Origin of the sequence: Algoriphagus sp. AGSA1 (assembly GCF_021390545.1) — a bacterium.
Classification (GTDB): Bacteria; Bacteroidota; Bacteroidia; order Cytophagales; family Cyclobacteriaceae; genus Algoriphagus.
Window position 1 is genome coordinate 19,656 of the sequence record NZ_JAJUWR010000033.1, and the last position, 16,814, is coordinate 36,469.

The following is a 16,814-nucleotide window of genomic DNA, read 5'->3' on the forward strand; positions in this document are numbered from 1 at the left end:
AATCTCGAATAGCGAAGTTAACTTTTCAACGTAAAAAAGTCTGCAGACTCCTGAGGATGAATCTCAAGCACATTTGCCAAAACCAAGCACACCAAGGTTTTAGACGCTAAAAACTTAGGGAGACTTGCAAGCTTGGCAAATTCCTTCAAGGTGATTTTATCAGATTCACCGAGAGCCTTCATCAGGATTTCCTCCTTTCTTCCATAGGTAAAAACCATATCCCTTGGGATTCTCCCTCTACGCAAAACCTCCCAAACTTCCCTACTCGCCTGTACAGACCTGTCCTCCACGCGGACAAAAGCCTGTTTCCTGTCTTTTTCTTTCAGGTAATGTGGACGGTTGGGACTCATAGGAACCTTAAAAACTGCCACTCCTTTCTTCTCATTAATCTTCAAGGTGAACAATTTATAATCCAATGCAGGTTGAATAAGCTCCTTGATCGCTTTTTCCATTACAAAAATCTCCTCTTCTATATAACGCTGCCCAGAGACTGTCCCATCATCATCCACTCCTATCAGCAAATCCCCTCCAGAAGTATTGGCAAAGGCGATTAATTCACGGACAATCTTTTCCGGAAAAGTCGCCTTTTTCTTAAATTCTATTCTCAACCCCTCTCCTCTTGCAGCGAGAGACTTCACTTCCTGCAGCGTCATTTTTGTAAATTTTCAGTAGAGATGATGAGTTAATTTCATGGCAAATTTAATGCAAGGCTCACTTCGACTCTGTAGTAATCATCCAAGGACGGAATTAAATGCATGCCCGTTAACCCAACAGTAGAGCTCTTTACGTATCCTTTGTGTCCTCGGCGGTTTAAACCCTCTATTTACTTACCCCTCTATTCAATTGCTCCAATCTTGATTTTTGAGATTGCCACTCATCCCGAAGACGCGCTGCCTCCATGAAATTGAGTTCTTTGGCAGCCTTCTCCATCAACTTCTGGGTCTGTGCAATCAATTTCTCCAATTTATCCTTGCTCAGGTACTGCACCACAGGATCCGCCGCCATGCTTTCTTCTCCAGGCATAGGCTCAGCATAGAATTTTGCGTTTTTCTTGGAATCCGCCACCTTGGTTTGCCCCATGATTTTATCATGCGATTTTAAGATTGTTGTCGGCGTAATGTCATTAGCCCTATTGTATTCAATCTGTAAAGCTCTTCTTCGCTTAGTTTCATCAATGGCAGATTGCATGGATTCGGTAATCTTATCCGCATACATGATCACACGGCCTTCGGAATTCCTTGCCGCACGCCCTATAGTTTGCACCAAACTGCGCTCATTTCTCAAAAAACCTTCTTTATCGGCATCCAATATGGCCACTAAGGAAACCTCCGGCAAATCCAATCCCTCCCTTAGCAAGTTCACACCTACGAGCACATCGAAAATCCCCAAGCGTAGTTCTCTCAAAATCTCAACCCGGTCAAGGGTTTTCACTTCGGAGTGAATATATCGGGACTTGACCCCTGCTCTTTCGAGGAACTTCTGAAGTTCCTCAGCCATTCGCTTGGTCAGAGTGGTGACCAAAGTCCGGGCACCGGTCTTGATGGTCTGGTCTATTTCTTCCAGCAAATCATCAATCTGATTTTGGCTGGGTCGCACCTCTATGGTAGGATCCAAAAGTCCGGTAGGCCGGATGATTTGTTCCACCACTACGCCTTCGGTCAACGATAGCTCATAATCAGCTGGAGTGGCAGAGACATAAACCACCTGGTTGGTCAGATCCTGAAATTCCTCAAATTTCAAGGGCCTATTATCCAACGCTGAAGGGAGTCTAAAACCAAAATCCACCAGATTTACCTTTCTGGATCTATCCCCACCCCACATAGCTCTTACCTGAGGCAAGGTCACATGACTCTCATCCACCACAAGCAAAAAATCATCCGGGAAGTAATCCAGCAAGCAGAAGGGTCTGGCACCTGGAGCTCTTCTATCAAAATATCGGGAATAATTCTCCACACCAGAGCAGTAGCCCAGTTCCCGCATCATTTCCAGATCAAATTCTGTCCGCTCCTGAAGTCTTTTCGCCTCTATAAACTTCCCTTCTCTTTCGAAGAAATTTACCTGGTCCACCATATCGTGTTGGATCTCATGTATGGCAGTTTGCAAGGTATCCTTACCGGTGACAAATAGGTTGGCAGGAAAAATAGAGATGATCTTCTCCTCATTCAGCTTTTTCCCCGTAGCCGGATCAAAACGCTGAATAGCCTCAATCTCATCACCCCAGAAGAATATTCTATATCCCCAATCCGCATAGGCCACAAATATGTCCACTGTATCTCCCTTCACCCGGAATGTACCTCGCGTAAGGTCAAGCTGCGTACGGCTATAAAGAATATCCACCAGCTTAAAGAGCAACTGATTCCTTGGTATCCTATCGCCCTCCTGGAGCCTGATTACATTTTTCCCAAATTCATCCGGATTACCTATACCATAGATACATGACACAGAAGCTACCACAATGACATCCCTCCTCCCCGTAAGTAATGCCGAAGTAGCGCTCAGTCTCAGCTTTTCTATCTCTTCATTGATCGAAAGATCCTTTTCTATATAAGTCCCTGAGGTAGGGATAAAAGCCTCTGGCTGATAATAATCGTAGTAGGAAATGAAATACTCCACAGCATTTTGAGGAAAAAACTGCTTGAATTCCCCGTACAATTGCGCAGCTAGGGTCTTGTTGTGACTTAAAACCAGCGTGGGTCTCTGGGTTTGCTGAATTAGGTTGGCGACGGTAAATGTTTTTCCAGAACCAGTGACTCCAAGGAGAACCTGGGCCTGGTCACCATTTAATACCCCCTTCACAAGTTCAGCTATCGCCTTAGGCTGGTCTCCCGTAGGCTGATAATCTGATATAAGTTTAAATTCCATAAGCTTCGTCCGAAAATACCCAACATCAAAACCTTATACAAAAGTTTAACCAGTAAAGAATTTGTAGAAGATAACGGATCGAGGAAAAGACTTCGCTCAACATGACAATATTTGAAACAAAGCAAATAAATGAACTCGTAAAGATCTCTGAAACTCAATGGGGTCAATCTGGGCCAAGTCACTCTGAGCAAGGAAGAAAAGTCTTATTCTTAACGACTAAAAGCTACTATACCATCTTCTTAAACTTCCCAACGTTATAATATAAATAGTTTGTTCTCAGGATCAGTACCAAAAGCAAAGGAATAAGGCTTGGATGAAAAGACTGCCAACCCAAAATCCAGAAAACCACTGCCGCATCTGCCATGATCAGAGCAAAAAGCAGGTATTTCAATACCCAAGGCTTAATCGTGTTTTTGAGCAATGCAACCGCTAATACAAGGTGCCCCGGAAAAGCCCAAAGTATATTCCAGTTCCACTTGGTAGAAGGGATCAATGAATATATCCAAAGAAGGGACATCACTAAACCTATGATTCCTAAAACACCAAAAAAAACCACATCAAAACCTATAAACAGTTTTTTCTTTTTGAATCCTATAAAAGTAACCGCTGTAAAAACCAATGCGGCCACCCAGAAAATCCAGTAAGGATTCACAGCTCCAAAAGTTCCTTCAGGCTTTTTAAAATCCAAAATCACCCGCTCTTCGGCGACCAAAGACCGGGTAGGGCCATCACCCTGTATCTCAGCTCTGGCGAAAGCCTGCTCCATATATTTTGGCAGAAATTGTTCCTCATGAGGTGTGGCATCTCTGTCCAGCCGGGATCCCAAGGCCAGATCTATTCCCAAGTCCGACCAGGTCATATAATAAACCATCTCATCGATCAGCTCCCGGAAAGTCTTTTCCACCGCCTCTTGCTCCTCATCGTGCCAGACTAGCTGATCTCCCAATACCTTACTGATCGCATCCCGTATACGCGTAGCGCAGTTATCATAGAAAAAGTCATAACGATATGCCCTGTTCTCCGGTCTGTAATTTTCCTCCAAAAATCCGATCAACTTCAGTTTCTGGTCCTCATTTAAATTCAATACCTGCTCCCGAACACTTCGGTGGAAGTATTGGTACTCAGCGATAAAACGATCAAACGTAGAGACAGAAAGGTAATAATCCAGTCTGCCCCCGGCAAAGTTAAGCACGAAATTGGGCGCCCCAAAGTCAAACGTGCCGTAATTATATACCATATCACGACCAGACCCCAAATCCAAAACCCTGATCCCACTATGCCCAAAAGAACTGTAAATCTCCTCGCCGGGATCGCAGGTAAGTAAGCTGATTCGATAAGACTGACCCTGGGCACCCTGTAAAACACTGATAGCCAGCAAAAAAATCAAACTAATTATTGTTTTATTCGGTCGCATTTTACTATATTGATAGTCTCTTTTTTTACCACACTTTTTTCGAATGGAAATATGGGGCAAAATAACAGCCCAAGGGGCATTTTTCCCAGGCCGAATATACAGTATATTCCCGGCAGTTGTTTTTTGGTGCCTAGGGTTAAACTACTCCTTTTGTCAAGAAATTGGCGCTTACAGGACAATCGCTTCAGGCAATTTTGATAATATCGCAATCTGGGAGGTCTTCGACGGAGTATTTTGGACGGCGGCCTCCGCTAAGCCTAATCTACTGAATGACATATACATAGACCAAACCCGTAAAGTAACATTGACAGGTAACGAAGCCGTAAAGAGCTTATTTATCAATGCTGAAACGGGTGCGGGTGAAAAATTAAACCTAAATGGTTTTAATCTTGACGTATATGGATCCCTTCGGGCTTTTTCTGGTGCCGCTCCTGGGATGCCTTCAGGATCGTGGAACAGCCAAAATTGGATAGGAAATTCCGTCACCAGTACCATTACCTTCAAAGGGAATTCAAGAACAATCATTCCCAAAAATGCATGGAGTGGCTTTACCACCCAAAGCAGGTATTCCGTGATATTTGAGCCGGAAGTCGGGCATACCTTAACTATAGAGGAGCCCCTTAAAGCTGTCAGGTTTACCATTAGGTCTGGAACCCTACTTCAAAAGGCAGATGTATCAGTGACTCCTAGCTTCTGTGCCTCACTCACATTCAATACGGAAACGACATTCTATCCTTCTGGCTCTTTTGGTGATTTTATCATAGAATCAAATGGCACACTTAGTTCAGAGTGTAATCAAAACATACTCGCAAGATCGATTTCCGGATCTGTAAGCGCCAACCTCTTCGATCTCCAAGCTGGTGGTGAGCTTATACTTTTGGGAACTTCGCCCCAGATTGAAACAGCAAACCTGCAACTAAACGGAAAAGTCAGCTTTAGAAAGAACTCGGGCATCCAAAATTTTATTACCAAGTCATATCCCGGATCAGAAATACCGTTAACATTCCATGACCTTGAAATCCAAGGAACGCAGAATGTGACCCTACCCTCAATTTTATCTGTTTCAGGCAATATTCTCCAGACAGGATCCGGCCAATTCCAGTCGCAGAACACACATCTTACTCTACTGGGCCATGGGGATCAACTAATCTCGGGTTTTAGTCTCAATACCCAGGATCTCACAGTGGACAAATCCGGTGGAGAGGCGCTGTTGGCACATAACCTAATCGTCCTGAGGGATCTCACCATGCTGGATGGGAAACTGAATTTCCAGGACAACACCTTAACTCTAAACACCTCAAGCGTTGGTACACTTAGCTATCAAGGAGGTTCCTGGGAGAAGCTTACTTCCTTTACTTATGCCAACGCTCCTACTACCTTTAATGCTTCCAACGCCACCTTCCCATTTGGCGATCGCTACCACGGCGGGATCCGAAAAGTGCAACTGTCAGGAACCCATGCCGGGGGAGATCTCACCATAGATTATACGGAATTTTATGGAGCTGACTACTCCCCTAATTTTAATGACTTGGATGGCACCCCTATTCTCTACAGGCTGTATAGCCACTTCAATTTCTCAGGATTAAGCCCAAGCAGCAACCCACTGGAATTACGGATATCGGCAGACAAGCTGATCGTCGATGAACCTGAGGATCTGCGGTTGGTCTGCACCGGCTATGCTGCACCGGGTATGCATGTGGAAAGCTCTGATCAAGATAACCTATGGGCTATAAGAAATATGGCTTTTGGTGATCTCCCGGGAAATAATTTTACAGTAGGGAGTTTTAGGGCTTTAAGTATTTTACCTCTCACTTGGCTGTCGATTTCCGCGACCAACCATAACAATCTCAAACAAATCTCCTGGTCGCTGGCTTCAGAAAAAGACATCGAAAATTTTGAAATCCATCGTTCAGAAGACATGGCAAAAACATGGGATAAAATAGGCCAAACCGTGAGCCAAGGTACTTCAGAAGTCCCTACCAGTTATACCTTTATTGACGATAACCACCTACTCCCCAAATCGGTCTATTATCGGATAAAAGCTCTTGATCACATGGGGAAATGGTCATGGAGTAAAGTAGTGAGGCTGGCAGGAGAACCTATGCCCCATACTCCCATCCCTACCATATTTCCCAATCCACATAGTTTAGGGAAAGTGCAGCTTCAGATTTCTAATGATTTCAACCTTGAAGATGTACAGATAAGTATCCATACTATTCATGGAGCTTTGATTTCATCTTTTGGCTATACAGAATCTATTTTCTCGGAAAAACTAGAATTTTTACCATCTGGTGTATATTTAATCAACATTTCCGATTCAGAAGTATCACTTCAAAATAGATGGATAAAACACTAACTCTTATTTCTGAGGAATTATATAAGGTGAAACTCTCTTTAATCCGATTTTTTTATATTGCCGGCTAAACCCGATCTCTACCTATGACCATTCTACTTGTTCTGATCAGTATTGCCATACTGGTGCTGCTTATTGTCTGGGCCAAACTCAATCCGTTTTTAGCTTTTATAATCTCTTCTATAGCTGCCGGTTTTCTTCTGGGACTGCCTGCCGACCAGATCGCCGGATCGGTGCAACGAGGTATGGGAGTGTTGCTAGGGGATTTGGTCATCGTGATTGTCATGGGCGCTATGCTTGGCAAATTGGTAGCGGAAAGCGGAGCCGCACAGCGGATTGCCGGCTTCCTGATGAAAATCTTCGGGCAAAAACACATCACCTGGGCAATGGCCATCACAGGGCTGATCGTAGGCATCCCGCTTTTCTACAATGTAGGCTTTGTCCTTTTGGTCCCTCTGGCTTTTACCGTAGCGTATCAATATAAAATCTCAGCTGTTTATGTAGGTATCCCCCTATTGGCGGCACTTTCAGTTACCCATGGGTTTTTACCCCCGCACCCTTCGCCAGCAGCATTGGTAGCCCAGTTTGATGCAAATATGGGGCTGACGCTTTTGTATGGTTTTATGATTGCCATACCTACCATTGTCCTCGCAGGACCTATTTTCGCAAGAACACTCAGAAAAATGGAAGCAAAGCCTCTGGAGACCTTCCAGGCGGAAACCAAACCTGAATCAGAACTTCCTTCCGCGGTAAACAGCTTCTTCACCGCGCTGTTACCTGTAGTACTATTGATAGGCACTACCATACTGAATCTGAATGTTTCAGCAATAAGCAGCCTCGCACCTATCATTTCCTTCGTGGCTGATCCGGGAATAGTGATGTTGATTTCTGTATTAGTCGCAACATTCACACTGGGACTAAAACGTGATTTCTCCATGAAGGAGATTATGGGCCATTACACGGTTGCCACCAAAGATATAGCTATGATTCTATTGATTGTAGCTGGGGCCGGTGCACTAAAACAGATTTTCACAGATACAGGAGTCAGTCTGGTGATCGCAGAGGGCCTACAGAGCTGGGACATTCACCCGTTGATTCTGGCTTGGGTAATTACCGCCATTATCCGCGTATGTGTGGGTTCGGCTACCGTTGCCGGGTTGACTACCGCAGGGATCATTGCCCCGTTGGTAACCACCATGAATGTGGATCCAAACCTCCTCGTCCTATCCATAGGCGCGGGAAGTCTGATGTTCTCCCACTTCAATGACGCAGGCTTCTGGATGTACAAGGAATTTTTCAATGTAAGCATCAAGGACACGATCAAATCCTGGTCATTGATGGAGACTATTGTGGCTGTTGCCGGTCTGATCGGGGTGCTTTTATTGGATATTTTCATATGATTATAATTTGATTTTCAATGGTCATATGGAATCTCGCATTCATTATAATCATCTCAGTGTGTGACTCTTGTGTCATGCTCGATTTCATTTAATTTTAAGCCTCAAAAAAACAAACTATGGAAACCCCAGAAAGTAACTTTACCAAGCTTGGCCTCAATCTTCCACCAGCTCCAAAGCCACTTGGGGTTTACAAGCCTTGCCTGATTGACGGCAAGTACCTCTACCTCTCCGGACATGGCACTGTACAGGATGATGGCAGCCTGATCATCGGACGTATAGGGGAAGATATGGATATTGAAGAAGGTAAACTAGCTGCCAGACAGGTGGGATTGGCGATGCTATCCACCATCAAGGCGAACCTCGGATCCCTCAATAGAGTCAAGCGGGTGATCAAAGTTCTGGGAATGGTGAACTGTGTTTCCACTTTCGAAAAGCACCCGTATATCATCAATGGATGCAGTGAATTGTTTGCCCAGGTCTGGGGAGAGGAAAATGGGATCGGAGTAAGGTCGGCAGTGGGAATGGGAACTCTCCCAGACAATATTCCCGTGGAAGTCGAAGCCTTGTTTGAACTTCATGAGGGGGCATAAAATTTTGTGAGTTTCCGCTGACTTCCGGTGACTATACCTTCATTGATATACTGGCGAGAGTTTATTCATGAAAGAACTACCGATTGATACCAGAAATCTTTTCCGTCCTTTACAAGGTAAGTTAATTGAATTGCTGAAATCATTAGATGCAGATGATTGGAACAGGCAAACTGTGGCTAAACAATGGAAAGTAAAAGACGTGGTAAGCCATATATTAGACACGCAACTTCGGGTTCTCTCTCTTCAACGCGATGGTTATTACGGAGAACAACCCCCGGAAATTAATGAATATGAGGATTTGGTCAGATGGCTGAATCAACTAAACAGCGAATGGGTAAAGGCAACACAAAGACTAAGTCCACAAACGCTAATCTTATTACTCGAATCCATAGGGGATTTGGTATCAAATCATTACGCTTCCTTACACCCATGGGATGAGGCGCTATTTCCAGTTGCTTGGGCCGGAGAATCTACCAGTTATAACTGGATGCATCTAGCCCGGGAATATACCGAATATTGGCATCATCAACAGCAGATCAGAGATGCGGTAAATAAACAGGGTATAATGTCGAGAGAGTTTTTCTACCCTGTGATGAGTACATTCTTTCAGGCTTTACCACACACATTCCGAAACACAGTAGCCGAAAAAGATACAGTCATTGAAGCACGCATAACTTCAGAGGCTGGTGGAAGTTGGTACTTAATTAAAACTGCTGACGGATGGACACTTGAACTAGAAGCCAGTTCAAGTCCCTCAGCCATAGTAACTATACCAATTAAAATCTCTTGGATTTTATTTTCAAAGAGCGTCCGTCCACACGAAATAATTGACGAGGTAGAGATTAAAGGGGATGAACATTTAGCAAAAAAGGTATTGGAAATGGTGTCCGTTATAGCATGAAAAACGTGTTATCCAGTCACAATGATAACTTTTGACAGGTTACTGGTTTTTCAGCATGTCCTAAACGGTTTTGGCAGCATGGGTCATTTCTGCTACTCCCCTAGTTGTCGCACACAATATTGGTTATCCCCGTACACTTCTAGTTTTGGATAGTGATCTGGCCAGATCAAGAAGGTTTGAAAGAAAGGCTACGGCTGTACCAGTGCCTTGTAAGAGTCAAATACAGACATCACGTCCTTGACATAATTCACGGCAAGATGTCCTTTTGCGAAACCGCTCCTGACTATAGGATCGGTATAATAATCAGGGTCGCTTTTGAGTTCAAGAAATCTGGAAACATCACTCCATGTCTGTGTGTTTTCACCGTATTTCATAGTAAGTTTCCAGGCATCCTCTACATGCCCATGACCTATATTATAGGAAGCCAATATGAATTTTAGCCGCTCAGATGTGTCTGGTACTCTTTCAATCCAAAACTTATCGAGATATCTCAGGTACCTGACTCCTCCCATAAGGGATTCCTGAGGATCATTTGGATTTTCCACACCAAAACGTTCAAGTGTTACCGGCATCAGTTGAAGCAGGCCTTTTGCCCCTGCATAAGAGGTGGCTACCGTATCGAAGCGGGATTCTTTATATACCAACGAAGCCAGCAACCGCCAATCCCAACCTAATTGTTCCGCACCGTTTTTTATCAGATCATCATAGACTGAAATCTGGTTTCCTGCCAAGGATGAAAATGGGCTATTACTTCTGAAATAACTGTTTTTGGGATTTAAGAAGTATTTGGCATACACATCGGGGATAAACCGCTTTTGCTTTTCAACGAGCCAATTATCCAGAGCCGAAAGAAGTTTAGGGGAGTTTTGTCTTACCACCCAGGAGACATCCCCTTCCTGTTGAATTTTCCAGGAGATATCCAGGCTGTTATAGTAAGTGGCATTGGCCTGGGCAATATTTTGATCTGCCACAGTCCATTTGATTTTTCCTTCAGCTACTTTATCGATAAGACTTTCCTCATGGTCAAATGTAGGAATAACCGTGTAGTCCAACCGCAGGGAATCTTTCAACATGCAGAGCTGTGCTTTATATACAGTTCCCTCCCTCACATAGACCGTATCAGATCCCAGCTCCTCCCAAGCAGAAATTTTCCCTGATGCCTCATTCCCTACCAATACGGTGTTCATTTTACCCAAAGGAAGAGAAAAAGAAGCTTTAGCGGAACGCTCTTTGCTTTTCTCCAGGTTCATTGCTATCAGATCCACCTTACCCTCCTGCAGATAATCAAACGCCCGTTCAATATCAGACACCAGTACTAGATGCAACTGCACATTCAAGCGTTTTGCCAAATCACGGAGAAGCTCATACTCATAGCCCATTCTTCTACCTCGATAGATGTAATACCCTGTGGAATTATTGTCCACAGCGGCCCGTATGAACCCACGGTTTTGAATCCCGGAAAGATCAAGTATATAAGTGTCCTTCTTAAATTTGGATGTTAAATTCTTCTCTATAAAGGTACATTGGATTCCAAACAAGAACAGAATCAATACAGAGAAAAAGAGAATCAGTGCTTTTTTCATTCACTAGAGTCATCAGACTCTGGATGTTACGAATCCCTTTTTGACAAATGCTGTGCCAAAAGAAAAACAAAGCATTTCTTAAAAAAAGCAAAGAATTAAAGGAAGACAATTCCTGAAGCCTTAATTCTACAACTAATCTTCGGAAGGAAGGTTTAATTCTTGGTAACTATTGTCAAAGAAAATCTTGCCTGAGAGTCTTCTTAATTCGATTTCCTGCTCCTTGATATTGAATATGGAAGTGATCAGCCTGTTCTCCGCAGTAAGTAGGTTTACCTGCGCATCACGGAATTCCAGGTATGACGCAATCCCTAATCTAAACCGCTCAAGTGCTATTTCAGAACTCTCCTTAGCTACTGCATAATTCTTCTTCTCCACCTCCAGCAGGTTACGGTTAGTGGTGTAGGTATTGTATGCGCGATGGATATCTGAACGAAGCTGGATCTCATATTGATCTACGGCATAGCCCTGGATTTTCTGCTGGACCCTCGCGTTCTGGATTCTCCTGTTCAGCGTGAACCCATTAAACACATTCAAGGCTATATTACCCCCATAATTAAACCCTGATCGCTGATTTTGAATGAGTATCCCCGCATCGGAGTTGGAGGTATTCGTAGTATAAGATCCATTCACATTTATTACAGGAAGCCTGCTGGCCCTGAGTTCTTTCAGCTCTAAGTATGCCACGTTTTCCTGCCGCTGTGTGATAAGGTAAGCCTTATTTTCCAAAAAAGCATTTTCAACCAGATCTTCCAAAAACAGAGGTTCTCCAACTGCAATCGTATCATTCACTGTAAACTGTACATCCGGATTTAAAGCCATCAATTCATTGAGGTTGACACGGGCATTTTGGATCACCTGCTCCTGGCCAAGCAGTAGGCTTAAATCAGAATTGTAATCCACTTCCGCCGTCAAATAGTCACGTTTGCCGGCCCCTCCCAGCGAATACTGGGCTTCCGCTATATCCAGACGGGCCTGGCTAAGTTCTAAGGTACGTTCCAGAACTTTTTGCCGCTGCAGTTCCAGCACGAGACGGTAGTAGGCGGAAGATATATTGGCCACTGTATTTTCTACTGCCACTTTGGCGTCCAACTCGGATATTTCGGTCAACACTCCCAGCCGCTTCAGTACGATGAAACTCTCCGGCCGGAATCCATAGATCCCTACAACACTAAAATTCTTTGATCTGGATTTTGCGTCATCTATAGTCCTAGGCTCAGGATCAGTAGCAAAAACCTGTTCGACATCCTCTGTACTAAAAGTTCGGGTATATGTAGCATCCACGATTGGCATCAGGTAATCCCCTGTACCGATACGCTCGTTTCCTTCTTGAATTACAACATTTTCCACGGCGATTTTGATATCCAGGTTTTTTTCCAAGCCTATGGTAATGGCCTTTTCCAAATCCAGAGATTCGCTGCTTTGTGCATAAATACTTGTTCCAAAAACACTCAAAATGAGTAGTAAACTGATTTTCTTCATTAAATTCTGGCTAATCTTCCTTCTTTGGAAGTGAGATAAGTATAAATAGCTGGGATCACAAATAGGGTCAATAGGGTAGCAAATGTCAACCCGCCGATTACGGCAGCTCCCATAGGCACACGGCTTTCGGCTCCTGCACCCAATCCAAGAGCAATAGGCAAAATCCCCAAAATAGTGGACAAACTGGTCATCAGAATTGGCCTGAACCTGGCCACAGCCGCTCCATATATAGCCTCTTGCACAGACATGCCCGTTGCCTTTCGCTGATTGGCGAATTCCACTATCAGTATCCCGTTTTTCGTCACCAGGCCTATAAGCATGATAATACCGATCTGACTGAAAATATTCAGGGTAAATCCAAATAGCCACAGGGTAAACAGCGCTCCAAATAATGCCAATGGAACGGTAAACATAATGGTCAGCGGATCCAAGAAGGACTCAAACTGTGCTGACAGCACAAGGTAAATAAGTATCAATGCAAACATAAACGCAAATAGCAAGCTGTTTGAGCTTTCCCTGAATTCCTTGGAAGGACCTGAAACATCCGTAGTAAATGACTCATCCAACACTTCCGCAGCAATCCTGTCCATTTCATCCAAGCCATCGCCGATGGTATATCCTTCAGCAAGGTTGGCAGAGACCGTACCTGCCACAAAACGATTGAACCGATACAACTGCGGCGGAGTACTCTTTTCCGTCACAGTGACCAAATTGTCCAGTTGTACCAAGGAACCGTTTTCAGCACGTACGTACAGCATCCTCAAGTTGATGGGCTCATTTCTATCTTCCAGTCTCATCTCTCCCACAACTTGGTATTGTTTGCCGTTTTTGATGAAATAAGCGAATCGTTGTCCGGAATAGGAAAGCTGCAGGGTACGGGCTATTTCCTGAACGGAAACCCCGATATTTCTTGCCTTTGCCCTATCTATTTCTATTTCCAGTTCTGGCTTAGTGAATTTCAGGTTAATATCCGAGAAAATAAATACCGGGCTCTTGCCTACTTCTGCCATGAAAGTAGGGATTACTTCTTTCAGCTTTTCCAGCGTAGGCGCTTGCAGGACATATTGCACAGGAAGCCCGCCACGACTATTACCGATGGATTGGGCTTGGGAAGCAAAAGCTTTTACCCCTGTATATTTCTTAAGCTTTTGGTTTATTTCGTTGAAATATTCCCCTTGTGTCTTTTCTCTATTTTCAGCATCTGTAAGGATAAATCTCACAAAGCCGGAATTAGTGCTTGAAGTACCAAAACCAGGAGAGGTCACCGACACCAAACCACTGACCTCATCTTTGGGATAGTCCGCAATAAACTCTGCTACCATCTGATCAATTATATGATCCATATAGCTAAATGTAGCTCCCTCTGGCCCATTCATCCGGATGACTATTTCACCCCTATCCTCAGTCGGAGCAAGTTCGGTAGGAATTTCATTGAACAACCAGTAGATACCAAAACCCATTCCCGCAATCATGGCAAATGAAACCCATCGGAAGCGCATAAACCAAGAAAGAGCCCGATCATACTTATCGTTGATCCATACAAAACCGGGCTCTGTAAGATTATAGAAGCGGTTATGCTTCTCCCTCTTTTTCAAAAATTTAGAGCTCAGCATAGGAGTCATCGTCAATGCCACGAAAGAGGAAATAATCACTGCCCCGGCGACCACGATACCAAATTCGCGGAAAAGCCGACCGGTGGTGCCCGTAAGGAAAATCACAGGAAGGAATACTGCGGCAAGGGCGACCGTGGTCGCGATTACAGCGAAAAATATCTCTTCGGAACCCTTTGCCGCCGCATCTTGGGGGTTCTCCCCTTTTTCTATCCTGGTATATATGTTTTCCAATACTACTATGGCATCATCCACCACGAGTCCTATGGAAAGTACTATACCCAGTAGCGTAAGTACATTGATCGAAAACCCCATCAGGTACATGATAAAGAACACCCCAACCAATGATATAGGGATAGTCAATACCGGTATGAAAGTAGTCCTCCAATCTCTCAAAAAGAGGAAGATAATGGCAACTACCAGGACAAAGGCAGTAACAATGGTCTCCTGTACCTCAGAGATAGAACTCCGGATGTAGCTGGTCTTGTCGAAACCAATCTCCAGGCCTACGTCATCGGGAAGATCCTTCTTGATGAATTCCAGTCTTCTGTAGAATTCATCCGCAATCTCTATACTGTTGGATCCGGGAAGGGGTACCAATACCACCCCGACCATGGGCACTCCATCCCGCTTTAGGATACTACGTTCATTGAGCGCTGCCAGCTCAGCTTTTCCCACATCTTGGAAGCGGACGATGTTGTTCTGGTCTTCTTTGATGATCAGATCGTTGAATTCCTGCGGCGAACTCAGCCTACTTTTGGTGCGGACAGAGAGCTCAATCGTCTCTCCTTCTATTTTGCCAGAAGGCAGTTCCACGTTCTCACTTTGCACTTTGGACAGGATGTCCAGAGGAGTTACTCCATAAGAAGCCATTTTCAGTGGATCCATGCGAAGTCGGATCGCATATTCTTTCTCCCCCCAAATCCGGACTTGGCTTACCCCCGGGATAGTCTGGAGCCTTTCTTTGAAAATATTCTGCGCAATGTCCGAGAGCTCCAGTAGGCTTCTCTCGCTACTTTTCACATTCAGGAAAACAATGGGTTCAGAGTCTGCATCCGCCTTGGATACTACAGGAGGTTCAGCATCGGGTGGAAGATTACGCTGCGCTCCGGATACCTTGTCCCGGACGTCATTTGCGGCAGCTTCCAGATCCCCTCCCACATCAAACTCCACAGTAATGCTGCTTGCTCCGTCATTACTGGTAGAGGTGAGGGATTTGATCCCCTGGATTCCATTAATAGCCTCTTCCAGTGGCTCTGTGATCTGCGCCTCGATCACGTCCGCATTCGCTCCTACGTAAGTGGTTCTCACATTGATGATGGGGGGATCCACGCTTGGAAACTCCCGGATTCCCAAAAGGGAAATGCCGATAGCGCCAAAAAGCATGATGACCAGAGACATCACGATGGCCAATACCGGCCTGTTGACACTTATGTTGGATAAACTAGCCATGTCAGTTGATTTGGGTGAACTCTAAAGGGGTACCTGTACTTGCTTGCAACACTCCTGTGGTGAGAACCAGATCTCCCTCCTTCAGACCACTGATGATCTGCACATGGGTATCTGTACGGGTGCCGATCTCCACCGAGCGCTCCTCAGCTTTATTTTCAGCACCGACTATGAACACTTTATATCCCTGCAATTCCGGAACAACAGATTCAGAGGGAACCATCAAGGCATCTTCAGTCTCTCCCAGTACAAAGCGGATTCTTACAAACATCCCCGGAAGGTACTTTCTGTCTTTATTCGGACTTTCGGCCCGCAGCTTCAAGGTACGCGTGGCAGCATCTATCTGAGGTTCGAAAGCGTACACTTTGCCCACCACTTCATCGGGTGAAGACTCATTGGTAAAATAGATAGAAGACCCTACACTGACCATACTTGCATAACGCTCGGGAATAGAAAATTCTATTTTGATCGGATCTATGTTCACGAAATTGGCAATAACATCCGCAGTGCCGATCACTGATCCCTCGCTGATCTGTCTCAACCCAAGGATCCCATTGAAAGGCGCTCTGATTACCGTCTTGGAAAGCTGCGCTTCGACCAGTTTAAGATCAGACAGCGTGGTATTATATTGATTCAATACAATATCATATTCCTCCTGGCTGATCGCCTCTCTTGCCAGTAACTGTTTCTGCCTGTTCTCCTGACTTTCAAAGAGCTTCTGGGTATATTCCAGACGCTGATATTGTGCCTGCAGCTCATCATCGTTCAGATAAACCAGCGGAGTGCCTTTCGTGACATATTCCCCTTCTTTGAAAGCGATTTTCGTCACCAGACCGGAGATTTCTGACCGGAGATCCACAGATTCATTGGGTAATATTGTGCCGGTCATCGAAAGCTGGTTTCTAAGCGTTTCACGCTTCAGCTTCACCACCCTCACGGACAAATCCGCTGGAGTACCAGAGCCTGCGCCCACCGAGGCGACTCCCGTATCGTTGCTCTTACGGAAATCCATTCTGGGGTAAAAATAGGCTACTGCCGCAATCGCGACTACAGCGATGATCAATATGGTCTTGGTTTGCTTCTTCATATAATTGTTGCTGCTCTTTTATGGCCATACCCCAGGCACTCAATCCCTGCAGGTGATCTGTGGCTTTGTGACAGGTTAGATCCTAG

At 44.7% G+C, this 16,814-nt stretch carries 11 protein-coding genes; 4 read left to right on the top strand and 7 right to left on the bottom strand.

From position 1 onward, the window contains the following. Nucleotides 1-17: 17 nt before the first annotated feature. The 3 genes from LZF95_RS21505 to LZF95_RS21515 all read right to left on the bottom strand — a co-directional run bounded on the left by LZF95_RS21505 (nt 18) and on the right by LZF95_RS21515 (nt 4,249). A complete protein-coding gene (locus LZF95_RS21505; RefSeq protein WP_233757290.1) occupies nt 18-653 on the bottom strand; it encodes a helix-turn-helix domain-containing protein in 636 nt (211 codons plus the stop codon). A 166-nt stretch (nt 654-819) separates the two neighbouring features. Continuing rightward, complete coding sequence (gene uvrB / locus LZF95_RS21510) at nt 820-2,862, bottom strand: excinuclease ABC subunit UvrB (RefSeq protein ID WP_233757292.1); 2,043 nt, start codon at nt 2,860-2,862, stop codon at nt 820-822. 226 nt (nt 2,863-3,088) lie between these two features. Continuing rightward, nucleotides 3,089-4,249, bottom strand: coding sequence for a DUF4105 domain-containing protein (locus LZF95_RS21515; RefSeq protein ID WP_233757293.1), 1,161 nt, complete (start codon nt 4,247-4,249; stop codon nt 3,089-3,091). Nucleotides 4,250-4,319: 70 nt separating this feature from the next. On the opposite strand from LZF95_RS21515, the gene LZF95_RS21520 reads away from it, so the two are divergent. The 4 genes from LZF95_RS21520 to LZF95_RS21535 all read left to right on the top strand — a co-directional run bounded on the left by LZF95_RS21520 (nt 4,320) and on the right by LZF95_RS21535 (nt 9,520). After that, nucleotides 4,320-6,632, top strand: coding sequence for a T9SS type A sorting domain-containing protein (locus LZF95_RS21520; RefSeq protein ID WP_233757294.1), 2,313 nt, complete (start codon nt 4,320-4,322; stop codon nt 6,630-6,632). 83 nt (nt 6,633-6,715) lie between these two features. Next, complete coding sequence (locus LZF95_RS21525) at nt 6,716-8,029, top strand: gluconate:H+ symporter (protein WP_233757295.1); 1,314 nt, start codon at nt 6,716-6,718, stop codon at nt 8,027-8,029. Nucleotides 8,030-8,145: 116 nt separating this feature from the next. Continuing rightward, the gene (locus LZF95_RS21530; protein ID WP_233757296.1) at nt 8,146-8,619 is read left to right on the top strand and encodes a RidA family protein; all 474 of its coding nucleotides are present in this window, start codon (nt 8,146-8,148) and stop codon (nt 8,617-8,619) included. A 67-nt stretch (nt 8,620-8,686) separates the two neighbouring features. Continuing rightward, complete coding sequence (locus tag LZF95_RS21535; RefSeq protein WP_233757297.1) at nt 8,687-9,520, top strand: maleylpyruvate isomerase N-terminal domain-containing protein; 834 nt, start codon at nt 8,687-8,689, stop codon at nt 9,518-9,520. 188 nt (nt 9,521-9,708) lie between these two features. Here LZF95_RS21535 and LZF95_RS21540 read toward each other — a convergent pair whose 3' ends face one another. From LZF95_RS21540 to LZF95_RS21555, 4 genes are all read right to left on the bottom strand, one after another. Then, nucleotides 9,709-11,103 carry a transporter substrate-binding domain-containing protein gene (locus LZF95_RS21540; RefSeq protein ID WP_233757298.1) on the bottom strand — a complete coding sequence of 465 codons (1,395 nt, stop codon included), beginning with the start codon at nt 11,101-11,103 and terminating at the stop codon, nt 9,709-9,711. 132 nt (nt 11,104-11,235) lie between these two features. Next, nucleotides 11,236-12,582, bottom strand: a complete 1,347-nt coding sequence (locus tag LZF95_RS21545; RefSeq protein WP_233757299.1) for a TolC family protein — start codon at nt 12,580-12,582, stop codon at nt 11,236-11,238. Beyond that, nucleotides 12,582-15,644, bottom strand: a complete 3,063-nt coding sequence (locus tag LZF95_RS21550) for an efflux RND transporter permease subunit (protein WP_233757300.1) — start codon at nt 15,642-15,644, stop codon at nt 12,582-12,584. Before LZF95_RS21550 ends, LZF95_RS21545 begins: the two co-directional genes overlap by 1 nt. A gap of 1 nt (nt 15,645) precedes the next feature. After that, a complete protein-coding gene (locus LZF95_RS21555) occupies nt 15,646-16,728 on the bottom strand; it encodes an efflux RND transporter periplasmic adaptor subunit (protein ID WP_233757302.1) in 1,083 nt (360 codons plus the stop codon). Nucleotides 16,729-16,814 lie beyond the last annotated feature (86 nt).